A 21398-nucleotide genomic window follows, 5' to 3' on the forward strand; every position below is an offset into this window, starting at 1 on the left:
GGCCAACTGGCCTGGCGCGAATTATTGGGGCGGTACGGCCACCGCTACCGGGTCGGAAGTCCTTGTTTTCAGACGGCTTGGGTTTCCGTATCTTTGTAGCCTTACTACAATTTCTGCAGGCAAAATGCTAGATAAACTGGAGGCCATCCAACGGCGCTACGAGGACGTGAGCGAGGAGCTGACCCAGCCCGAAGCCATGAGCGATATGAAACGCTTCAAGGCCCTCAACAAAGAATACAAGGACCTGGGCAAAATCATGGTCGAGTATAAGGCCTACCAGAACGTGCTGGCCAACATCGCCAGCTCCAAGCAGGTCATTTCTACCGAAAAGGACGAGGACTTCCGCCAGATGGCCAAGGACGAGCTCGAAGAGCTCTACCCCGAGGAGGAACGCCTGGAAGCCGTTATCAAGGAACTGTTGATTCCGAAGGACCCCAACGATAGCAAGGACGTTATCATGGAAATCCGGGCCGGAGCCGGGGGCGACGAGGCGGCCATTTTTGCCGGCGACCTGCAGCGCATGTACATGCGCTACGCCGAAAAGCACAACCTCAAAATGGACCTGATTGACGCCACCGAGGGCACTTCGGGCGGCTACAAGGAAATTATCCTGGCCCTCAAGGGCGAGGACGTGTATGGCAAGCTCAAGTTTGAAAGCGGTGTGCACCGCGTGCAGCGGGTGCCGGCCACCGAAACCCAAGGCCGCATCCACACCTCCGTGGCTTCGATTGTGGTGATGCCCGAGGCCGAAGAGCTCGACGTGCAGATTGACATGAACGACGTGCGCAAGGACCTGTTCATGTCGAGCGGCCCCGGCGGCCAGTCGGTGAACACGACCTACTCGGCCGTGCGCCTCACCCACTTGCCCACCGGCCTCGTGGCCCAGTGCCAGGACCAGAAGTCGCAGCTCAAGAACTTCGACAAGGCCTTGGGCGTGCTTCGCTCGCGGATTTACGAAATCGAGCTGGCCAAGAAGAACGAAGCCGAAGGTGCCCAGCGCAAAAGCATGATTGGCAGCGGCGACCGGTCGGACAAAATCCGCACCTACAACTACCCCCAGGGCCGCGTTACCGACCACCGCATCGGTTTCACGGTGCACAACCTAGCCAACGTCATGGACGGCAACATCGACGACTTCGTGGAGCAGCTGCGCTTGGCCGAAAGCGCCGCGCGGTTGCAGGAAGGTGTAGGGTAATTTTTCTGGCCTGCTGAGCGTTCGAACAATACGAGAACGTGATGCTGAGCGCAGCCAGAGGCGGAGTCGAAGCATCTCTACCGCAGTAGTAACTCTATCGACTGCTACGAAGTGGTAGAGATGCTTCGACTCCGCCTGCGGCTGCGCTCAGCATCACGTTCTGTTATTAGTCGTTAAAACCAACCAATGCGCTACCTCTTCCCGCTGCTGCTTGTTCTTTCGGCCTTGGCCACGGTATTGCTGCCGGGGTGCGAGCCGAAGGAAGACTTGCTGACAACTGACAGCAGCGCCAAGCTGGAGTTCTCGCTCGATACGGTGAAGTTCGATACGGTTTTCGTGTCGGTGGGTACCGTGAGCAAGCGGCTGTGGGTGTACAACCGCAACTCCCGGGCCGTGAAGGTGTCGGAAATTAGCCTGCAGAGCCAGCCCGGCGTGACGTATAGCCTGCTGGTAAACGGCGACAAGGCCCTGACCGTGCGCGACGTTGCCATCCGGGGTAAAGACAGCCTGTTGGTGCTGGTGAGTGCCACTGTTGACCCCACGGCCGGCGACGCCAAGCCGTTTCTGGTGGTCAACGATCTGCGGTTCCGCACCAACGGCAACGACCAGGCCGTGAAAGTGCTCAGCTACGGCCAGAACGCCTATTTCCACGACAACGAAGTCATCACGAAGAACACCACCTGGAAAGCCGATAAGCCCCACGTAGTGTATAACTCGGTGCTGGTCGATTCGCTAGCGACGCTTACCATTGAGGCCGGGGCCCGGATTTACTCGCACGCCGGCTCGTTTCTGGTGGTGCGAGGGCGGCTGCTGTGCAACCCCACCTACCGGCCCACCGGCCCCATCAAGCCCGACGACCCCAACATCGTGCGCTTTCAGGGCGACCGACGCGAAAAGCAATACGCCGATACGCCCGGGCAGTGGGGCGGGCTGGAGTTCGATGCCAGCAGCCAGGACAACGTGCTGCGCTTCACCGAGATTAAGAATAGTGCTTTCGGACTGCTCATCTATAACCCTTTCAACCGCCAACCCCATCCCCGGGTCCAGGTCGAAAATGCGGTGCTGAGCAATATCTCGACTCTCAACGGCGGCTACAATTTAGAAGGGGCGGCGCTGCTGGGTATTTCGGGCGACTTTGTGGTGCGCAATACGCTCATCACCAACTGCGAGCAGTACGCCGTGTTTGGGGTGCAGGGCAGCCAATACCAGCTCGACTATTGTACCTTGGCCAACTACCTGCAGAACAATCGCCAGACACCCTCGGTGCTGCTGGCCCCGGCTATTGAAATCAACGGCAAGCAGCGCCCCCCCGCAGCCCCGCGCCTGACGGTGCGCAACTCCATTCTGTGGGGTACCATCCGCGACGGCGACGAGCTGGAATTCGTGGATGGCGAGCAGTATGCAGGCAACATCAGCATCCGCAATAGCATCCTCAAAACTAAGAAGTACGATAATGCGGGCGTGCTGGGCCAGCAGAAAAACGGCAACATCATCAACCCCGATGAGTTCGAGCGGCCATTGTTTAAGAGCAGCCCTGTGCGTTTCCGGGGTACCAAGCTCAACTTCCAGCTCGATACTCTTTCGCCAGCCAGCAACAAGGGCCTGCCCCTGCCGGGCATCACCACCGACCTGCTCAACCTTTCCCGCGACCCTAATACGCCTGATATCGGCGCCTACGAGCGGGTGAATCCATGATGTAGAAGTGAGTATTGATAGGTGAGAAGTGAGACTGTGTTTCATGTCCTTTCTGTTGCCATAACGTAGTCTCACTTCTTACGTCTCACCATCCCACTTCTAAAAGCATGCACTTCTTCCAGAAACGGCTGCGGCTGCCGGCGGTTAGCCGGGGCTTTCATCTGATTACCGATCTGCTGGTGGCCGAATTGCCCGAACTGGAGCAGCTGGAAGTGGGCACGGCGCACTTTTTCATCCAGCATACCTCCGCCAGCCTCAGTCTCAACGAAAACGCCGACCCCACCGTGCGCCACGATTTCGAGGCGTTCTTTCGGCGGCTGGTACCCGAAAACGGCCCTTACTTCCAGCACAACCAGGAGGGCCCCGACGATATGCCGGCCCACCTAAAAGCCAGCCTGCTGGGCCACGCCGTGAGCATCCCTATCAGCCGGGGTGAATTGGCTCTAGGTACCTGGCAGGGTATTTACCTGGGTGAGCATCGAACCCACGGCGGGCGGCGCTGGGTGGTAGCCACGTTGATGGGCCGCTGAATTTGATAATCAGTGCGCGGAAAAACGACTGTCATCCTGACGAAGGACGTGGAAAAAAGCTGTTCCCATTTGAGGGCTTCTCTCCAGGTCCTTCCTTCGTCAGGATGACAATCGTTTTTGCGACTTACTATTAGCCAAAAGCTAAAGACCAACCACGCCCCGTACCGCGTACTGTACCGAATCGAACAGAATCAGCTTCTGCACGCCCCGGACGCGATAGGTCGTGAGCTGGCCGTTCTGGCAATTCAGCTCCAGCCGTTTGGCCGAGTACACCAGCGGGTTGTCCTGGGCCACGGTGGCCCGCAACTGCTGCACTTGGTTGCCCTGGCTGATGACGGTGAGCTGCTCGACCGGGTGGCTGACGCCGGGCCGGCGGCGGTAGGTGCGGCGCATACCGCCACCGGGCGTGGCAGCCGAATCGACGAGGTACTGGCCGCGCAATGCGGGCTTATCGATATCGGCCTGCTGAAAAATCTGGAGCTCCTTGGTCCAGTCGGGGTTGGCGACGCGGGTGGTTTCCTGCTGGCCATCGAGTAGGAGCACTTGCTTTTCCACGGCTGGCTGGGTGCGGCTGAGCTGGGCGCTCAACTCCCGCAGAAACCCGGTTAAGTTGAAGTAGCTCGTTTGGCGCAGGGCTGGGTTGGGGGCTGGCTCGGTGGGTCCGCAAGCAGCCAGCAGGCCCAGCGCCGCCGTTAAATACCGCGCGGCCTTACGCATTCGGAACTAGCTGGGGCTGAGGTTGCAGCAGGCTCTGGCCGGTCATGGCGGCGGGTTGGGGCAGGCCCATGAGCTTCAATACGGTGGGGGCAATATCGCCCAGCTTGCCGTCGGTGAGCGTGCCCACGTAGTCGTTGCTGGCCAGAATGCAGGGTACCAGGTTGGTGGTGTGGGCCGTGTTGGGCGTGCCGTCGGGGTTCACCATCATGTCGGCATTACCGTGGTCGGCGATGATGATGCACGCGTAATCGGCGGCCAGGGCTGCTTCTACCACGCCCTGGGTGCAGGCGTCTGCGGCTTCGGCCGCCTTCACGGCGGCGGCGAAGATGCCGGTGTGGCCCACCATGTCGGTGTTGGCAAAGTTGAGAATCACAAAATCGGCCGACTTCGCCAGCAACTCCGGCACCAGCGCGTCGCGCAGCTCGTAGGCACTCATCTCGGGCTGCAGATCGTAGGTGGCCACTTTGGGCGAGTTGCGCATAATACGCGATTCGCCTTCAAACTCCACCTCGCGCCCCCCCGAAAAGAAGAATGTGACGTGGGGATACTTCTCGGTTTCGGCAATCCGAAGCTGCTTTTTATGGTTTTCGGCCAGCACCTGCCCCAGGGTATGTTCGAGGTTGTCTTTCTCGAAGATGGGCACGACGCCGGTAAACGTGGCGTCGTAGTTGGTCAGGGTGAGGTAGTGCAGGTTGAGGCGCCGCATCTGGAAGGCGTGAAAATCCTGCTGGGTGAGGGCCTGCGTGATTTCCCGGCCCCGGTCGGTGCGGAAGTTGAAGCAGATAACCACGTCGCCCTCGGCAATGGTGGCCAGCGGCGTACCATCGTCGCCGACTTTCACGATGGGCTTCATGAACTCATCAGTAACGCCCTCCTTATAGGAGTCGAGCATGCTCTGGATCAGGTTCTGGGAAGGCGTGCCCACGCCATTCACCAGCAGGTCGTAGGCTACCTTCACCCGCTCCCAACGGTTGTCGCGGTCCATGGCGTAGTAGCGTCCCACGATGGAGGCGATTTTGCCGCTGGCTCCGCGCTGTAAATGCTGCTCCAGATCATTCACGTAGCTCACGCCCCCCTTGGGGTCGGTGTCGCGGCCGTCGGTGAAGGCATGGATGAACACATTGTGCACGTCCTGGTCGTGGGCGATAGTGCACAGGGCCTTGAGGTGCTCGATGTGGGAGTGTACGCCGCCATCGGAGAGCAGCCCCATCAGGTGCACGGGCTTGTTGTTGAGGCGGGCGTATTCGAGGGCCTGCACCAGCGCGGGCACCGTGCCCAGCTTCCGCTCCCGGATGGCCTTATTCACGCGCACCAGATCCTGGTACACCACCCGGCCGGCCCCAATGTTCATGTGGCCCACTTCGGAGTTGCCCATCTGGCCTTCGGGCAGGCCTACGGCTTCGCCAGAGGCTTGCAGCTTGCTGTGTGGGAAGCGCTGAAAAAGCGAATCGACGAAGGGCGTATTTGCCTGGTCGATGGCCGATACCTCTTTATTCTGAGCCAGGCCCCACCCATCCAGAATAACCAACAATACCTGTTTGTTCATGGCTGCAAAGATAAGCCTTGGGGGGCGAAACGTCGGCCTTTTCCCTAACTTGGCTGTCAGGAAACCCGGCCGAACCGGCAGCGGACTAACCACTCAGTAGCTTGGCACCATTTTAGTGCGTTTCCCAACGAACTTATCACCTCTTTATGAAACGCACCTTCTTTTTAACCTTCGTGCTGTTGTGTGGCCTGCTGCTGTCAGTGGGAGCCCTAGCGCAGGGGGAAGCCTTTGGTCCCGTGCGCAGTGCCATCCGCAATAGCAGCTCCCGTGAGCTGGCCCAGTTCTTCGCTCCCAATGTGGAGTTGAGCTTCGACGGCGACAAGCAGAGCTACAGCGCCACCCAGGCCGAGTTCGTGATGAAGGACTTCTTCGCCAAGCATTCCCCCGCCTCGTTCGACTTCATCCACTACGGCGGCAGCAACGACGGTACGCCCTACGCCGTGGGCAAATACACTGGCAAAGACGGCGCCTACCGCATGTTTGTGAAAATGAAGCAGGCCGACGGTGGACCTAAAATCGCGACCATTGACTTCACCAAGGAATAGACACCGGCTTCGTTGCCACCTCCTGTAACTAGTACCGCGCCCTCCGGCGCGGTACTTTTTTTGTGCCCCTGGGCCCCGGAGGCGTACTTGTAAGCGAAAGGCACCGCTAACCGGCCCGTTTTTGCTATTTTTGCGCCGTGCAAACGCCTCCCTACCTCACCCCCGAAGCCCTGTCCACCTTCATTCGTACGGCCCTGGCCGAGGATGTTGGCGACGGCGACCATTCGGCCCTGTCGGCTATTCCGGCCGAGGCCCGCAACCGTGCCCACCTGCTTATTAAGGATGAGGGCGTGCTGGCTGGAGTGGAGATGGCCCGCCATATTTTTGAGTTCGTGGATGCCGACCTGCAGCTTAACCCCGGCCTCGAAGACGGAGCCCGGGTGCAGTACGGCGACATTGCCTTCACAGTAGAGGGCCGAGCACGCAGCATTCTCACGGCCGAGCGGCTGGTGCTCAACTGCATGCAGCGCATGAGCGGCATTGCCACTCGCACCGCCCATTTGGCCAGCCTGTTGGCCGGCACCAAGGCCCGCCTGCTCGATACCCGCAAAACGACCCCTAACTTTCGGCTGCCCGAAAAGTGGGCCGTGCTCATCGGAGGGGGCGTTAATCATCGCTACGGGCTCTTCGACATGATTATTCTCAAGGATAACCACGTCGATTATGCCGGGGGCATCCGGGAGGCCATCGAGGCTTCGCGGGCCTACCTGGAGCGCACGGGCCGCCAGCTGCCCATCGAGGTAGAGACCCGCACGTTGGCCGAGGTGCAGCAGGTGCTCGACACCGGCGGCGTCGACCGGATTATGCTCGACAACATGGCGCCCGCCCAGCTTAGCGAGGCCGTGGCGTTGGTGGCAGGCCGCTTCCAGCTCGAAGCCAGCGGCGGCATCACCGAGGAAACCATTGCCGAAGTAGCCGCCACCGGCGTCGACTATATCTCGGTCGGGGCCCTCACCCACTCCATCCAAAGCCTGGATATGAGTTTGAAAGCATTTTAATAAAGGGTTAAGTAGTAGGTCTTAGGACGTAGATAACATTACTTCCCCGTTGGTATTTAACCTACTAAGAGTGCTGTTTCTGAGTTCTAAGCCCTAAAATCCTAATTCCTAAGCCCTAACTACCAATGCAACAACCCAACCAACGCGGGGGCTACCGCCAGCAGCAGCAGGGCGCTTCGCCGATGGCCATCCGTACCAAAAAGCACAAGCTCGATACCAACGTTTACACCCGCTTGGCTTTGGGCCGGGTATGGCGCCGCGAGTGGTGGTACGCCCTGATTCCGTTTGCGGTGGGCTTGCTGCCGGCCATCATCTGGCATTCGTGGTGGTGGCTGGCGCTGGCCTTCGGCCTGACGCTGCTCTACGTGCTCTTCCGCTCGGCCCAGATAACGGGCGTTACGCAGGTGGAGCAAACCAAGCCACTGTTCGAGAAAATGGCTTACGAGTTCGACAACAAGCAGATTGTGCTTCGGCGCAACGAAAAAGAAGGCATGCGCCTGACCTGGGACATGATTGGCGACGTGAAGCGCGAAGCCAACGGTTACCTGCTGGCCCTGAAAACGCCCGAGCTGCCCGCCGACCTCACCGGGTTCAAGCGCTGGATGGCCCGTACCTTCGATACGCCCATTTTCGTGCAGGTGCCCGACCGCATCTTCAACTCGGCCAACGACCAGAAGCTGTTCGATGCTATGCTGCGGCGCAAAAGTCTGTTGCCCGGCGGCGCGGCCACCGCATAAAACCTTTTGGCCCCGCGGCCGATTTCAACTTCCCGCTTCTTCCCGATTCATCGTTTTTTCTTTTCTTCCATGAGCAAGCAATTTGCCCTCTCTGCCCTGGCCCTTGTTACGCTGGCCCTGAACGCGTGCAGCATCGAACCGTCGGACTGGCGGCCCGATAAAAAAGTATCCCTCGATCTGGTAGCCCCCGGCACCCGCTCCGACGAGAATTTCGGTCCCGAAACGCAGGGTACTGCCGACCTGGTCGACCATGGCAAAACGGAGTCAGTTAACCCCCACATGCCCAACCAGGCCAAGGGCGGTGCCATTGAGGAGCCCGTCGGCTCCGGTGTTACGCTCGGCGAAACCAACCAGAGCAAGCACGTAACGGCCGAAGAATCCCGCACCGCCAACGCCCCCGATGCCGCCCAGACCAACAGCCGCGAGGCCATCCGGAGCGTACGTAAACCCTCGGACACCACGGCCACTAAGGCCCTGAACGGCCCGATGCAGTAACCCTGCGGTCGGGGCCGGTGCGGTGAGTCCTGCGGGGCGGCCGCGCCGGCTCTTTTTGCCCGGGCGCAGGCACTGGGGCTTCTCCTTTGGAAGGTTGCTGGCCTGCTGCTCATTTGTTCTCCGAAAAGGCAGAAGGGCGTACCTACGCCCTTCTGCCTTTTCCAGCCCGTGTTTATGTCCGCCGTTGCCTCCGAATGGTTCAGTACCTGGTTTGATTCCCCCTATTATCACCGCCTGTACCAGCACCGCGACCACGCCGAGGCGCGGGCGTTCTTGGGGCGACTTCTAACCCACCTGCATCCCAAACCCGGGGCCCGGCTCCTGGATCTGGCCTGCGGCAAGGGGCGGCACTCGCGCTACCTCAGCGAACAGCACTACGACGTGACGGGGGTCGATTTGTCGGCCCAGAGTATTGCCTACGCCCGGCAGTTCGCCCACGAGCACCTGCACTTTCACGTGCACGATATGCGCGATGCCATGCCCTATGGTCCCTTCGATTTGGTGCTGAACCTATTCACGAGCTTTGGCTACTTCGCCGAGGAAGCCGAAAATGTGGTGGCGTTGCGCAATGCCGCCGCCGCGTTGCGTCCTGGCGGGAAGCTGGTGGTAGATTTCCTGAACACCGACCGGGCCATTCGGGAACTGGTGGCCCACGAAACTCAGACCGTGGACGGAATCGAGTTCCGCCTGTACCGCCATTTTCAGCACGATTTCATCGTAAAGGAAATTCGGTTTGAGGACGAGCAGGGACAGGAGCAGTGCTTCGAGGAGCGGGTGCGAGCCCTTACCCAAGAGCGGTTCGAGGAGTACTTCGCGTTGGCGGGCCTGCGCCTGGCCGAAACCCTGGGCGACTATCACTTGGGGCCCTTCGACCCCGCCACCAGCCCCCGCATGATTTTCGTGCTTAAAAAGTAAGGTGGGTGGGTACCGGCGTGCTTAGGCTTGCTGGTCCATCGTCCGGCCAGGGTGGCGGAACTGCCAACTGTTGCCGTATCAGCCCATTCGACCGCTTACCAAACAATCAATCACCAGCACAGCAACTAGTATGTGGTTTGCCGTTTTTGCGCTGTTTCTGACGGTGCTCGGGGCCGGGTGGCTGACTCGCTTCGTGCCCACGGCCCGCACCACCTGGATGAAGCCGCTGCTGGCCTTCAGTGGGGCTTACTTGTTCACGCTCACCGTAACCCACTTGCTGCCCGAGGCGCTTCAGATGCTGCCCGGCCACCAGGTGGGCTATTTCGTGTTGGGGGGATTTTTTGGGCAGATGATACTGGAGGTATTCTCGCAGGGCGTTGAGCACGGGCATGTGCACCACCACACCGAGCACGCCGGCCGGGTGCCCTTCATGCTGCTGTTTTCGTTGGTGCTGCATTCCTTTCTGGAGGGCAGCATCCTGATCAAAAACCCGGAGGCTGGCGATGTAAGCCAGAATTTCTACGCTATTCTCACGGGCGTGGCCCTGCACCATATCCCGGCCGCCTTCGCCCTGATGGCGATGCTGCTGCTCCGCCTGGGCTCGTTCCGCCGGGCAGTGCCCTACTTGCTGCTATTTGCGCTGGCTGGGCCGGCGGGCATCGTGCTCAGCAACTTCGTGGGATTGGAGCAGGTGCTCAGCGGGAGCTTCTACGCTGGGCTGTTGGGCCTGGTGGCCGGTAATTTCTTGCACGTTTCTACCACCATTCTCTTCGAAACCAGCCCCGATCACCGCCTCAACGTGCGAAAGTTGCTGGCCACGCTGGCCGGCCTGCTGCTGGCCTTGGCCGTCGATTTGGTATAGCAGGGCAGGGGCAACAAAAGCTGCCTGCCAACCGGGGGTAGTTAACTGCCTGCTACTCTTGCCGGAACCCCAGGCCTGTGCGGAGGCGTATCGTTACCAAGCAACTATCCCAGCGAGGTGGCATGCAGTTAGTGCCGGTAGTAACGAGGGTGCAAAAGCCTCAGTGGGGAAACTCAAACTGTTTCGCGGTTTGAGTTGCCCCACTGAGGCTTTGCTGTGTGGTGCCCCCCTTTCTGCCAGCTATGCTACTACTCCGGTGCTCAGTTGGGCAGGGTTCTTAACTACAGGTATACTAGGCCTTAAAGGCTGAAAAAGCTGCCAAGTGCGCAAGCCGCGGGTTAGCAGCAATCCGTAAAGCAGATGCTTCTCGCCCCGCGGTAAGGAAGGGAAGCCAGTGAAATACCACCACAAAAAAAGCCGCCCACTCGATTGAGTGGGCGGCTTTCTGTTTGCGCAGTACGCTGGAATTACTTCCGGCGCGGAGCGGGCCGGCGAACCGGGGCTTTCTTCACCGGTGCCTTGGGCGTTACGGCAGGAGCAGCTGGAATCTCAGGTGCTTCACCATACTTCTCAATGGCGGGGTTCTGGTCGCCGGGCAGGAACACATCGAACTCGACGCGGCGGTTGAGGGCGCGGCCGGCATCGGTGCTGTTGCTGGCAATCGGCTTCGACTCGCCGTAACCGTGCGATACGATACGGTCGGCTGGAACGCCTTTGCTCAGCATGTAAGCCCGGGCCGAAGCAGCGCGCTCATCCGACAGACGCAGGTTGTAGTTGTCGTCGCCCTTGCTGTCGGCGTGGGCCGAAATGCTCAAGTTGTAGTCGGGGTAGTCATTCATGATCTTCGACAGCGCGTCGAGGGTCGAGTACGAAGAAGGCTTAAGGGCCGCCTTGTCGAACTCAAACTGAATGAACTTCGTGGCTTCTTCGAGGCGCTTCTTCTCCTCTACCTTCATCTCGGGGCAACCTTTGTTCGAGGCTGGGCCCGGACGGGCGGGGCAACGGTCCTGGTAATCCGGAACACCATCGCCGTCACCGTCGAGGGGGCAGCCGGTAGCATCTACCTGCACACCGCTTGGCGTGTTAGGGCACTTGTCGTTCTGGTCGATTACGCCGTCGTTATCGGCATCGGGGCAGCCTTGGAGGGCCGCTTTGCCGGGGGTGTCGGGGCACTTGTCTTCGCTGTCGCGGACGCCGTCACCGTCGCGGTCGGGGCAGCCTTCGAGGGCGGCCACACCGGCTTCGGTCGGGCACTTATCCTGGTAATCCGGAACGCCGTCTTTGTCGCCATCGAGGGGGCAACCATTCAGGTCTACGGCTACGCCGGCGGGAGTGCCGGGGCACTTATCCTTCTTGTCAGCTACACCGTCGCCATCCTCATCGGCCATTTTGCCGAGGTTGAAGCTCATGCCCAACTTGTGCTGGAGGTAGCGGTCGTTGATGTTACCCTTCTCGGCGATACCGTCCACCTGGTCGGTGAGCGGGTAGTGCTGACCCGTCTGGATGAAGACGCCGAAGGCCTCCGAGAAGTTGAATTTAATACCGGCCGCAGCCTGGATATCAAACGCGTACACGTCCGAATTGCTGACGAGGCGGTCGTTGATGTCGTAGAGGTCGGGGCTGGCGAAGAATACGCCGGGCTGTACCACCAGGTAAGGCGCAATGAACGCATCCTCTTTCAGGGCCCAACCGTTGTTGAGCTTCAGCTTGATTGGGATGCCCACGTTTACCACGTTGGCATCGAAGCGACGAGTGGCGTACCGCGTGTTCTTCGGGTAGTCGGCCGAGAACTTCATGTCGCCGTAGCTCAGGTCGAGGCCCACATCGAGGCCCTTAGCTACGTAGCGGCTCACGGTTACACCGATGCCGTATTCCACCTTGTCGTGCTTGAACCACTCCGACCCCAGGTCGCCGTGGTACTGCAGCCAGTTGTAGTACACGCTGATGTTCGTCTTGCGGTCCGACGTTTGGGCGTGGGCGAGTTGGGGGGCCAAGGTACAGGCCGTAATACCCAACGCCAACACCTTTGAAAGGGAAATGCGTGGAAGCATATAATAGGGGAAATGTGGCAGGGAGAAACCGTTCTGCGAATGCAGGGTGGACTTCTATACTTTTAATAATAGAAAATGTTGCCCTTTCAGCATTATGATATGACGAATTCAGGAACTTTTTCAGCAGACAAGAAACCCATGGCTCAGATTTAACGGTTCAGCTTGCCGGGTAGCGCATTAATCAGCGTCAGGCAAACCTAATCGAGGTCCTGAAGCGGGGTAGAGCCGCCCAGAAAATTTTCGAGTTGCCGCACCCGGGCCCGCTGTCGGCGCACTTCCAACTGGAGTAATTCGAGCTGCTCGCGTAAGGCCAGCACCACATCGAGGCTATCCTTGCTCAGGCCCAGATCTTGGTGCAGACGGGCTAGCCGGGCCACATGGTCGGGCTGCTCGCGCAGGGCGTTGGGCAAATCGGGGGCGGGCCGGAGCAAGCCCAACTGCACGAATTCGCGCACATCGGCCTCGCTCAAACCATAGCGAATTACACATTCGTGGAAAGTGATAGTAACGATGGGCGCTTCCATGGCGAAGTAGGGGATAAAGGATTAAAAAGACAGCGCGGCCCCAACCTACCGGCGCAAATCGGCCAGTTGTCGGATCAGGACTTTCTCGGGCTCCGTTAGGTGCTGGGGCAGCGTGAGCGAAAGGCGCAGGTACAGGTCGCCGAATTGGCCGGCCTGCCGATATACCGGGAAACCCTTGCCGCGCAGCCGCAAACGAGTGCCGTTCGGGGTTTCGGGCTTGATGGTGATTTTGACGGTGCCCGACAGCGTTTCAACCGTTTGCTCGCCGCCCAGCAGCGCCGTATAGATGTCTACTGGCACGTCCATGGTCAGGTCGTTACCGGTGCGGGCGTAGCGGGCATCGGGCCGGATGCGCAGTGTGATGTAGAGTGAGCCGGCCGGGCCGCCCTGGTGACCGGGGCCACCCTGGTCGCGCAGCCGAATCACCTGCCCGTCTTCTACACCGGGCTGAATGGTAAGGCGCAGGTTCTTGCCATTGACGGTGAGCGTGCGCGGCCCACCCTGGTAGGCATCTTCGAGCGAGAGTTCTAACTCGGCCTGATAGTCCTGGCCAGCCCGGGGCCGGCCGCCGCCCCCTCCGCCGCCCATGCCGCCGAACATCGAGCTGAAGAAGTCGGAGAAGTCGGCCCCGCCGAAAGGGTCCTGCTGACCGCCTGCCCCGCCACCACCTTGGGCATACTGCGACCAGTCGAAGCCGCCGCCCGGACTTCCGCCTTGGCCCCTGCGGGGGCCGCCGGCCTGCTGGTAGCGCTGGTAGTCGGCCCCCAGCTGGTCGTACTTGCGGCGCTTCTCCTCGTCGCTGAGCACCTCGTTGGCCTCGTTTATCTCCTTGAATTTCTGCTCCGCTGCGTCGTTGCCCGGGTTCACGTCGGGGTGGTGCTGGCGGGCCAGTTTGCGATAGGCTTTCTTGATCTGGTCTTTGGTCGCCGTTTTTTCGACGCCCAGGGCTTTGTAATAGTCTTTATAATCCACGGGAGCAGGGGGCAGAAAGCGGGAGAAAAGCCGGCCCGGATTTTGGTGCGTACCGGGGCGCCATCATTTTGAAACGGAACTGGCCAAGGCGAGGTTGCTGCCTTGCTGCTGGTGAAGTAGTCCGGCCGGCCTGAGTTTGTCTTTATTTCCCACCTTTTTGCTTATTCCTATGAACCAGTACGCTAAGCTCGGCCTAGTCCTGCTGATGGCCGGTGTGGCCTTCCAGGCCCAGGCCCAGACCAAAGCCCTGCCCGCCCGCCGTGGTGCAGTCGCACCAAAAGCCCGGATAGCCACCGCACCGGGCGCCACCATGAAAGACGGCTTTCTGATGAAAGACGGCAAAGTAATGGCTACCCGTAATGCCCAAACCAGCGCCGTGGGCCGGGAGGAAGCCCTCGTCAACGGTACCAAAGTGCAGCCCGACGGCACCGTTATGATGGCCGATGGCACCACTGTCCGGCTCGCTGAGGGCGACTACATGTCGCTGACCGGCCGCCTGACCACCCGGGCCTGGCAGGCCGAGCAGGATAGTCTGCAACAGCTGAAGATGATGAAGGCCAAGGGCAAAAAGAAGAAATAATGGCTCCTGAAATTGTCATCAAAAGTCCGCCAGGTTATCTGGCGGAGGCTTTTGCATGAGCCCGATACGTTACCGGAGCGGGTGGCTACCGGGCCGTGTAATCCTGGAAAATAAGGGCGACTTCGGCCTCATCGGCGGCTTCCACGATTTCGGTGATGACGAACTGAACTTCGGCCTCGTTCCAGCCCTGGTCTTCGGCGGCCTCGATAAAGGCGCTGAGCTGGACGAATCGGTCGGCGGTGGCCGGCGAAGACCACTGTACTTTCTTACGGATGCGCATCGGAAGAGAAAAGATGGGGAGAAGCGGGAGATAATAGGGGAAACGGCGGTTACCGCGGGGCTTTGCCAATAACCTTCAGCTCGACCGGCGCCACGCCGGCGTCGATGATGTCGATTTTACGGGCCGCTTTCTTCGATAAATCGATGATGCGGCCCTTCACGTGCGGCCCCCGATCGGTAACCACCACGTCCACCGAGCGGCGGTTACGGGGGTTCGTTACGCGCACCTTCGTGCCGAAAGGCAGCGTGTTGTGGGCCGCCGTGAGTTGGCCCGGCCGGTATACGCTGCCGCTGGCCGTGCGGCGGCCCGCGAACTTATCGGCGTAGAAGGAGGCCTTGCCCGATTCGGTGAAGGCCGCGCTAGTGGCGCAGCTCCCGAGCAGCCCAACCATAAGCAGACCAGTTATGGCACGAGCGGCATATCTGGAGAAAGAGGACATAGGCAGCAGGCAAAAAAAGCGAATGAAGAAATCAACTAACTGATAATCAAGGTAAAATTATAAATTCTTAACGCTTGGCTGATTTAGCTGGGGCTGGGGCCGGAATCCGTAGGGCCAGCAACCGCGCCAGGCTACCCTGGAATACATTGAAATCGACGGTGCCCCGGATGCCGGGCACGTAAGCTTCGTCGGAGTGCTGCCAGATCAGCCAGCGGCTGGCCGGCAGGCGGGGCTGGCTAACGTCGTAGTGGGCCAGCCAGAGCGGATAATCGTCGAAGTGGCCGGCCAAATGGCGCTGATAGAAACCGTAGTTGGAGTAAAGAATCGGCCGCACGCCGTAGTGGCGCTCTACCAGCCGCAGCCAGATGGCGACTCCCTGCCGCATGCGGGCTACGTCGTGGAACTGGGCGTGCTCCACATCGAGGACCGGAGGCAGGTCGCCGGCGGTTAGTGGCACGGTACGCGTGAACAGGTTGGCTTGGCGGGCGGCATCGTAGTTGGGCTGGAAGTAGTGGTAGGCGCCGCGGGAAATGCCGGCCGCCTTGGCTCCGCGCCAGTTGCGCTGGAAGCGGGAGTCGCGCAACGTAATACCTTCGCTGGCCTTGATAAAGGCAAACTGGACTTGGTGGTTGGCCACCAGCGGCCAGTTGATGCGGCCTTGGTAGGCCGATACATCGATGCCGTGGACTGAGTAGCCCGCCAGCATGGTTGTTTTTTCGTGGCCCGTGAGGTAGCGTTGGCCGAAGGTGGCGTAGGCGCGCCGGGCGTAGCGGTGGACTTGGGCCTGATGGCGGCTATAGAACCAGCCGCCACTCAGCAGCAGCCCCGCCAGCACCAGCCACACCCAGCGCCGGGAGCGGGGCCGCGGCGAGCGGGAACGGGGGCGCAAACGGGAAGCAACGGGCATACAACCAACGGCAGGGTAGGCAAAGGTAACGCCACGGCCGGGGCCGATGGTGCCCCACTATCGGAAAATGGCCCCGCCAGTGGGCAAACCGCCGGCTTTTTTGCAATTTTACCCCTCTGCCCGCCCCCGCCATGCCCGATAAAATACCCCCGTTTACTGCCGCCGCCGACGCCCGCGACGAAGCCGGCTACCTCATCCGCGAGCTGCACGGCGTGAAGCTAGCCCAGATTCTGGAGTACCTGGTGGCGGCCTACGGGTGGCCCGGGCTCGATGAGCGCATCCGCATCAACTGCTTTTCCATTGATCCGAGCATCAAATCCAGCCTCGTTTTCCTGCGCCGCACCCCGTGGGCCCGGGCCAAAGTTGAGGCACTTTATATCGAAACCCGCACCGCCGAAGTGCTGGGCAAACGGTGAATGCGTGACTCGGTGAATGCGTGAGTGAGTTGCTCTGGTCCTTTGCTACCTTCACTCATTCACCGAGTCGCGCATTTACACATTCACCAGAACATGGCCGAAATCAAGCAAAAGAGCGGGCCAATGGCCTTGTTGATAGGCGCAGGGCTGTTTCTGGTTTTCGAAACGGTGGCGTACTACCTGTTGCGTTTCGCTACCTCGGGCCTCGGCATGGCCGACCAGATGCAGCCCGAAAATACCATTGTAAGCAACTGGGTGAAAACGGTGGTGTTCCTGCTACTGCACCTAACGCTGGTGGTAGTGGCCGTGCTGGTACTCAGCAATCAACTGCCCCGCCGCTACCGGGGGCAGCTTATGGGCTGGTTTTACCTGGCCCTGCTGATGGGGTTCGGCCTCCTGATTCCGTTATTTTCCTGAGCCCATGAGCTTCGCCCGGAAATTCGGGCAGTAAAAAAGCCACTGCGAGGGGCAGTGGCCAGGTGAGACATGTACCGGTCGGTCCCGGCAGTATAGGAAGGCAGCACGGCTTAGCGCTGCTTGATGTCGATTTCTCGCGATTCGGAGTTGGCCGCGTACGGGATGCGGACGAGCAGCTCAGCGCCCTCAAATACGGCGTCGATGCGGTTGACATCAAGGCCGGCGGGCAACTTCAATATCCGGCTGAAGAGTGGGGCCGCCAGCTTATCGTCGGGCGAGTGCCGGAATTCGGCGTACACGGTTAGCTCGTTTTCATTGAGCAACACGTGGAAATTTTCGGGCTCCACCGAAGGTAAGGCCACGCGGACAATGACGCCTTTCTCCCGCTTGTCGATCCGCAACTGCGCCTGCGCCATACCACCACCCAACGTATTGAGTAGATCGAGCTGGGGAGCGATGTTGCGGATAAATTCTTTGCTGATCAGGTTCATGTAATGGGTCCTTTCTGATTGATGTACCTACCCTATTTCAAAAGCCGTACCAAGGCTCGCAATTAGTGCTACGTAGCCGTCTAGTGCCACAACGTCTGCTTTTTCGGTTGCTTTGCGCGGGTATCCGGTCATTGTGGCGGCTTGGAGCTCAGGGGCTGCTCCCCCGGGTTGCCGTCCCGGCTGAAAACGGGTTTGCCCCGTACACGACCGTAGTTTTCCATCTTACGCTTTGCCCCATGGTTCCCCAGTCCTTTCCTACTGTCCGCACTGCCCGCTACATCAGCCTCGGCGAACCGGGAGCCGATATTCAGCACGTGTGGTTCTGCCTGCACGGCGAAGGCCAGCCACTAGCCGATTTCGCGGCCCAGCTGGTCAACTTCGATACGCCCGAGCGGCTGTTGGTTTTGCCCGAGGGCCTTTCGCGCTATGCCCTGCCCACCAGTGCCGGGGAGCCGAGCACGGCTACCCCCACCACGGCCGCCACCTGGTTCGCGCCCGACTCACTGTTGCCCGACCTGGCCGACCTGACCACCTACCTCGATGATCTGGCGGCCGATGTGCTGGCCCGCTGCCCCGAGGGCGTGCCCGTTACGGTATTCGGCTACGGCCACGGCGCGGCGGCGGCCTGCCGCTGGCTGGCTGGCGGCCGTACCCGCTACGACCGGCTGCTACTCTACGCGCCCATCTTTCCGGCCACCATCGACCGGCGGGCGACGCTAGTGGGCCTGCCCGAGCGGCCCATTACCCTGATTTCGACCACCACCGAAGCCTTTACATCCGAAGCCGCCGGGGCCGGTCTGCTCCAAGACCTGCGCGACGCCGGCCTGAGTGCCCAGCAGCGTTATGTATCGGAGGGCCCGCTCACACTGGCCGCGTTGGGTACGGTAGGGAAGTAGGATCGGAGCCAATGAGTTGAACGTGCCGCGTGTAGGGAACGCGCATCAGGTGGCGATGAGAAATCTTGCGTGAATCGCCGCCTCATTCGTTCAGCAATTCACGCAAGATTCTTCGCTTCACGCTGAATGACATTTCTCTCACTAACCACTATAACTATGGCTGATTTCGACCTTACCCAACTACCCACCCGTTCGCCGGCTGACTGCCACAAAGAGGCGACTGTTCGGCAAACCAAAAAAATCCGGCAGGAGCTAATTGAGCTGCAAGACCGCCTCTACGCCGAAAACCGCCGCAGCGTGCTCATCATTTTGCAGGGCATGGATGCCAGCGGCAAAGACGGCCTGATTCGGCGCGTGTTCAGCGGCATTAACCCCCAGGGCGTGCGGGTGCATTCGTTTAAAGAGCCTACCGAGGGCGAGTTGGCCCACGACTTTCTCTGGCGCATCCACCAGCAAACGCCCGCCCGGGGCATGATACAGGTGTTCAACCGCTCCCAGTACGAAGACGTGCTGATCACGCGGGTAGAGCACCTGATTGACGACGCCGAGGCCCAACGCCGGTTCGAGGCCATCAACAACTTCGAGCAGCTGCTCCAGGAGGCCGGTACCACGGTACTCAAATTCTATCTGCACGTGTCGGAAAAAGAGCAGCGCGAGCGGCTGGAAGAACGCGTAACAGACCCCGCTAAGCAGTGGAAATACGAGGCCGGCGACGAGCGGAAGGCCAACCAGTGGCCCGCTTACCGCGACGTGTACGAAGACGTATTCCGCCATTGCAGCCCCGAAAGTTGCCCCTGGCACATCGTGCCCGCCGACCAGAACTGGTACAAAGCCCACGTAGTAGCCAAAACCCTGCGCGATGCGCTGGTAGCCATGGACCTCCAGTACCCGGCTAGCAAAGTGAAGAGGTGGGAGGATAGGTAAGCAGGAACGTCATTCAAAGCAAAGCGAAGAATGACGTTCCTCCCAACTCTCAATCCTTCACGCTTCCTTCTTTGGGCTTTTATCGTCCTCCGTGATATCGCGGCCAAACAGGTGGCGGCCTTCGGTGTCGGGCGCGTCGCTGATTTGGCGGAAGCCGTTGCGTTCGAGGGCGCGGCGGGCGGGCTCATTGGTAGGGGCCGTGCGGGCAGTGAGGTAGCGCACCAGCTCGGTATCGGCGGCGTGGCGAATCAGGCCGTCCACCAACTCGGTGCCCAGGCCCCGGCCCTGCCAGTCGGTGGCGACGGCAAAGCCGATTTCAGCCGTATCGTCGACGGGCGGACCGTGGAAGCTACCCGCCCCGACCAGCGTGTTAGCAGGCGCTTCGGTTCCGGCCCGCAGCAAGGCGTACCAGCCGTACCAGCCCGCGGCGGTGCGGCCGCCGGCCGTGAGCTGTTCCAGGAAATGCTGCTGCACCTCGGCATCGTACTCGGCCGGGGGCCAGTGCGCGGGCAGCTGCGCCCCAAGTAGCACCGGGAAATACTGGGGCTTTGCGGTTTCGGCAATCAGTAGTGCCCGGCTGGCGGCTACCAGCGTGAGGCGCGATGTATAAGCAATAAGTGGAATCATGCGAAAAAGATACGCAATGGCAGGAATTACGATTGTCTGGCGGCTACCCTAAAGGCTGCGGCCCCCAACGCAAGCGCAACGCTTAGGCCCGCCGCGCCACCGGGGTGCTCAGGTGCTGGTCTACGCAGTCGAGCATGTCTTGCACCGTGCGCATGGCCTCCATTTCGGCGTCGGATATCTCGATATGAAAGCGGAGTTCCAAGTTGATGGCCAACTCCACAAGGTCGATGGAATCGATACCGATGTCTTGCTGCAAACGGGTGGTAGGGGTGATGACGAGGGCTGGGTTGCGGCGCTTGCGGTGAAGCATACGCTCCACTTGATAGCGGATGAGGTGTTCCATGAGCAGAAAAGTGGAAGAAAAAGAAGATGCGGCCAGGCGTTAGTCAACGCGGGTCAGCAGTTGCGTAGTATCAGGTTGCGGGAAATCAGCCAACCTGACAACGGCCGAGGTGGGCGTAAGCCGGTCGCCGAGCCGAACCAGGGTGCGGGTAATGAGGCCGTCGGTCGGGGCCACAACGTAGCCGAAGCTGAACATGGGCACGAGCCGGGCCAATTGCTGGCGGGTAGCATCGAGCTGCTGCCGGGCCTCGGCTAACGTGGCTGGGGCAGAAGCGGGCCGTTGGGCCAGGAGCGCTGCGTAGGCCAGTTGCTGCTGGTTCAGGCGGCTGGTGAGTTGCTGCTGCGGCACACTGGCCGTTTTAATGAGAATTTTGGCCAGCAGCTGGCCCTGGCGCACGTGCTGGCCCTCGTGGGCATACAGCTCGTGCAGCCGGCCGGTTTGCCGGGCCGTTACGGATTGCCCGGCCACCACGGGCGCGGGCGCAGTGGCCGCCGGGACAGCTAACTGAGCCTCGGCCGGAGTAACTGGTGGAGTGGGCCGCAACGTGAGCAAACTGCCGAAAGCAGCCACTACAACGAACCCGACACTAAGTAGATTTTTTTTTCATTGGGAGAAGGCCGGCTGAACCGGCCGCGGGCACCGCCCGGAAATAAGTGCCGCAATGGGCCAGCAAGGGCCGACGGCCGAAGGAAAAACCGACAGTAACTGTGATGGTTACATTTCGGGGGAAATAAAAGACTTAGCCTGTGGCACCCGCAGCAGTGCCTGGGCAGCCGGCCTCAGCCAGTCGGTGGCTAAGGGCCTCCGTTACCTGGGCCACCGAAACGGCCGCCAGGGCCGCGTGCATGGCCTCGATGGCCGGCCCGAACAAATCTTCGAGCGTTTCCTGCATCACCCGGCCTATGTCGCAGCGGGCATTGGGGTTGGTGCTGCCCACCTGAAACAGATCGGGCTCCGTTTCGCGCACCGCCCGGTATACATCGAGCAGCGAAATGGCCGGGGCCGGTCGGGCCAGCAGCGTACCGCCGCCCGAGCCGCGCTGGCTCTGCACCAGCCCGGCTTCGCGGAGCGTGCCTACCAACCGGCGCACTACTACCGGATGCGTACCCGCGCTGCCAGCCAGCACCTCCGACGATACCGGCTGCCCCTGGTTGTGCGCCAGGTAGGCCAGAATGTGGGTTGCAACGGCAAAGCGGGTGTTCATGGCGGAATAGGTAACAGAATTGGTTACAAATATACGAGCTATAAAGATTGCGCACAACCTTTTTGTTTACAGTAGTTGGAAAAGAGCGGTAA

General features: G+C 60.4%; 27 protein-coding genes. 14 read left to right on the plus strand and 13 right to left on the minus strand.

Translation table 11 applies throughout. The annotated features are described in order from the left end of the window. Positions 1 to 124 precede the first annotated feature (124 nt). The 3 genes from prfA to CDA63_RS02160 all read left to right on the plus strand — a co-directional run bounded on the left by prfA (position 125) and on the right by CDA63_RS02160 (position 3420). Positions 125 to 1195 carry a peptide chain release factor 1 gene (prfA, locus tag CDA63_RS02150; protein ID WP_088462803.1) on the plus strand — a complete coding sequence of 357 codons (1071 nt, stop codon included), beginning with the start codon at positions 125 to 127 and terminating at the stop codon, positions 1193 to 1195. 186 nt (positions 1196 to 1381) lie between these two features. Next, entirely contained in the window at positions 1382 to 2890 is a 1509-nt protein-coding gene (locus CDA63_RS02155) for a hypothetical protein (protein ID WP_088462804.1), read from the plus strand. A 107-nt stretch (positions 2891 to 2997) separates the two neighbouring features. Next, a complete protein-coding gene (locus CDA63_RS02160; protein ID WP_088462805.1) occupies positions 2998 to 3420 on the plus strand; it encodes a secondary thiamine-phosphate synthase enzyme YjbQ in 423 nt (140 codons plus the stop codon). Between the two features lie 141 nt (positions 3421 to 3561). Here CDA63_RS02160 and CDA63_RS02165 read toward each other — a convergent pair whose 3' ends face one another. Continuing rightward, positions 3562 to 4137 (minus strand): hypothetical protein, encoded by a 576-nt coding sequence (locus CDA63_RS02165; protein WP_088462806.1) that lies wholly within the window; start codon positions 4135 to 4137, stop codon positions 3562 to 3564. After that, a complete protein-coding gene (gene gpmI, locus CDA63_RS02170) occupies positions 4130 to 5683 on the minus strand; it encodes a 2,3-bisphosphoglycerate-independent phosphoglycerate mutase (RefSeq protein ID WP_088462807.1) in 1554 nt (517 codons plus the stop codon). Before gpmI ends, CDA63_RS02165 begins: the two co-directional genes overlap by 8 nt. A gap of 146 nt (positions 5684 to 5829) precedes the next feature. On the opposite strand from gpmI, the gene CDA63_RS02175 reads away from it, so the two are divergent. The 6 genes from CDA63_RS02175 to CDA63_RS02200 all read left to right on the plus strand — a co-directional run bounded on the left by CDA63_RS02175 (position 5830) and on the right by CDA63_RS02200 (position 10235). Then, complete coding sequence (locus tag CDA63_RS02175) at positions 5830 to 6228, plus strand: DUF4783 domain-containing protein (RefSeq protein ID WP_088462808.1); 399 nt, start codon at positions 5830 to 5832, stop codon at positions 6226 to 6228. 137 nt (positions 6229 to 6365) lie between these two features. Continuing rightward, positions 6366 to 7226, plus strand: a complete 861-nt coding sequence (gene nadC / locus CDA63_RS02180) for a carboxylating nicotinate-nucleotide diphosphorylase (protein WP_088462809.1) — start codon at positions 6366 to 6368, stop codon at positions 7224 to 7226. Between the two features lie 125 nt (positions 7227 to 7351). Next, positions 7352 to 7963 carry a hypothetical protein gene (locus CDA63_RS02185; RefSeq protein WP_088462810.1) on the plus strand — a complete coding sequence of 204 codons (612 nt, stop codon included), beginning with the start codon at positions 7352 to 7354 and terminating at the stop codon, positions 7961 to 7963. A gap of 69 nt (positions 7964 to 8032) precedes the next feature. Further along, the gene (locus tag CDA63_RS02190; RefSeq protein WP_088462811.1) at positions 8033 to 8458 is read left to right on the plus strand and encodes a hypothetical protein; all 426 of its coding nucleotides are present in this window, start codon (positions 8033 to 8035) and stop codon (positions 8456 to 8458) included. Positions 8459 to 8632: 174 nt separating this feature from the next. After that, the gene (locus CDA63_RS02195) at positions 8633 to 9373 is read left to right on the plus strand and encodes an SAM-dependent methyltransferase (RefSeq protein WP_088462812.1); all 741 of its coding nucleotides are present in this window, start codon (positions 8633 to 8635) and stop codon (positions 9371 to 9373) included. A gap of 130 nt (positions 9374 to 9503) precedes the next feature. Then, positions 9504 to 10235 carry a ZIP family metal transporter gene (locus CDA63_RS02200; RefSeq protein ID WP_088462813.1) on the plus strand — a complete coding sequence of 244 codons (732 nt, stop codon included), beginning with the start codon at positions 9504 to 9506 and terminating at the stop codon, positions 10233 to 10235. A 467-nt stretch (positions 10236 to 10702) separates the two neighbouring features. Here CDA63_RS02200 and CDA63_RS21710 read toward each other — a convergent pair whose 3' ends face one another. The 3 genes from CDA63_RS21710 to CDA63_RS02215 all read right to left on the minus strand — a co-directional run bounded on the left by CDA63_RS21710 (position 10703) and on the right by CDA63_RS02215 (position 13782). Beyond that, on the minus strand, positions 10703 to 12286 hold the full coding sequence (locus CDA63_RS21710) for an OmpA family protein (protein WP_088462814.1): 1584 nt from the start codon (positions 12284 to 12286) through the stop codon (positions 10703 to 10705). 197 nt (positions 12287 to 12483) lie between these two features. Then, entirely contained in the window at positions 12484 to 12810 is a 327-nt protein-coding gene (locus tag CDA63_RS02210; RefSeq protein WP_088462815.1) for a chaperone modulator CbpM, read from the minus strand. A 45-nt stretch (positions 12811 to 12855) separates the two neighbouring features. Further along, a complete protein-coding gene (locus CDA63_RS02215) occupies positions 12856 to 13782 on the minus strand; it encodes a DnaJ C-terminal domain-containing protein (RefSeq protein ID WP_088462816.1) in 927 nt (308 codons plus the stop codon). 169 nt (positions 13783 to 13951) lie between these two features. Between CDA63_RS02215 and CDA63_RS02220 the strand changes: the two genes are divergently transcribed. Further along, entirely contained in the window at positions 13952 to 14362 is a 411-nt protein-coding gene (locus tag CDA63_RS02220; protein ID WP_088462817.1) for a DUF6799 domain-containing protein, read from the plus strand. Positions 14363 to 14447: 85 nt separating this feature from the next. Here the strand turns inward: CDA63_RS02220 and CDA63_RS02225 are convergent, their stop codons facing one another. From CDA63_RS02225 to CDA63_RS02235, 3 genes are all read right to left on the minus strand, one after another. Further along, on the minus strand, positions 14448 to 14642 hold the full coding sequence (locus CDA63_RS02225; RefSeq protein WP_088462818.1) for a hypothetical protein: 195 nt from the start codon (positions 14640 to 14642) through the stop codon (positions 14448 to 14450). Positions 14643 to 14691: 49 nt separating this feature from the next. Next, a complete protein-coding gene (locus tag CDA63_RS02230; protein ID WP_088462819.1) occupies positions 14692 to 15081 on the minus strand; it encodes a septal ring lytic transglycosylase RlpA family protein in 390 nt (129 codons plus the stop codon). Between the two features lie 67 nt (positions 15082 to 15148). Next, positions 15149 to 15988: a glycoside hydrolase family 25 protein gene (locus tag CDA63_RS02235; RefSeq protein WP_088462820.1), complete on the minus strand. Its 840-nt coding sequence runs from the start codon at positions 15986 to 15988 to the stop codon at positions 15149 to 15151. Positions 15989 to 16119: 131 nt separating this feature from the next. Here CDA63_RS02235 and CDA63_RS02240 point away from each other — a divergent pair, with 131 nt between their 5' ends. Both CDA63_RS02240 and CDA63_RS02245 read left to right on the plus strand, forming a co-directional pair. Beyond that, positions 16120 to 16404, plus strand: coding sequence for a VF530 family protein (locus CDA63_RS02240; RefSeq protein WP_088462821.1), 285 nt, complete (start codon positions 16120 to 16122; stop codon positions 16402 to 16404). A gap of 93 nt (positions 16405 to 16497) precedes the next feature. After that, positions 16498 to 16821 (plus strand): hypothetical protein, encoded by a 324-nt coding sequence (locus CDA63_RS02245; protein WP_088462822.1) that lies wholly within the window; start codon positions 16498 to 16500, stop codon positions 16819 to 16821. 110 nt (positions 16822 to 16931) lie between these two features. Here the strand turns inward: CDA63_RS02245 and CDA63_RS02250 are convergent, their stop codons facing one another. Further along, the gene (locus tag CDA63_RS02250) at positions 16932 to 17312 is read right to left on the minus strand and encodes an Hsp20/alpha crystallin family protein (RefSeq protein WP_088462823.1); all 381 of its coding nucleotides are present in this window, start codon (positions 17310 to 17312) and stop codon (positions 16932 to 16934) included. A gap of 236 nt (positions 17313 to 17548) precedes the next feature. Here CDA63_RS02250 and CDA63_RS02255 point away from each other — a divergent pair, with 236 nt between their 5' ends. Both CDA63_RS02255 and CDA63_RS02260 read left to right on the plus strand, forming a co-directional pair. Beyond that, positions 17549 to 18208 (plus strand): hypothetical protein, encoded by a 660-nt coding sequence (locus CDA63_RS02255; RefSeq protein ID WP_088462824.1) that lies wholly within the window; start codon positions 17549 to 17551, stop codon positions 18206 to 18208. Positions 18209 to 18364: 156 nt separating this feature from the next. Continuing rightward, positions 18365 to 19132 (plus strand): PPK2 family polyphosphate kinase, encoded by a 768-nt coding sequence (locus CDA63_RS02260; protein WP_165768164.1) that lies wholly within the window; start codon positions 18365 to 18367, stop codon positions 19130 to 19132. A 57-nt stretch (positions 19133 to 19189) separates the two neighbouring features. Here CDA63_RS02260 and CDA63_RS02265 read toward each other — a convergent pair whose 3' ends face one another. From CDA63_RS02265 to CDA63_RS02280, 4 genes are all read right to left on the minus strand, one after another. Next, entirely contained in the window at positions 19190 to 19759 is a 570-nt protein-coding gene (locus CDA63_RS02265) for a GNAT family N-acetyltransferase (protein ID WP_088462825.1), read from the minus strand. Positions 19760 to 19841: 82 nt separating this feature from the next. Further along, on the minus strand, positions 19842 to 20102 hold the full coding sequence (locus tag CDA63_RS02270) for a phosphopantetheine-binding protein (protein ID WP_088462826.1): 261 nt from the start codon (positions 20100 to 20102) through the stop codon (positions 19842 to 19844). A 39-nt stretch (positions 20103 to 20141) separates the two neighbouring features. Continuing rightward, positions 20142 to 20672: an efflux RND transporter periplasmic adaptor subunit gene (locus CDA63_RS02275; protein ID WP_088462827.1), complete on the minus strand. Its 531-nt coding sequence runs from the start codon at positions 20670 to 20672 to the stop codon at positions 20142 to 20144. 169 nt (positions 20673 to 20841) lie between these two features. After that, the gene (locus CDA63_RS02280) at positions 20842 to 21306 is read right to left on the minus strand and encodes an Rrf2 family transcriptional regulator (protein ID WP_088462828.1); all 465 of its coding nucleotides are present in this window, start codon (positions 21304 to 21306) and stop codon (positions 20842 to 20844) included. Between the last annotated feature and the right edge of the window lie 92 nt (positions 21307 to 21398).

It is taken from the genome of Hymenobacter amundsenii (genome assembly GCF_002204745.1).
In the GTDB taxonomy this organism is placed as follows: Bacteria; Bacteroidota; Bacteroidia; order Cytophagales; family Hymenobacteraceae; genus Hymenobacter; species Hymenobacter amundsenii.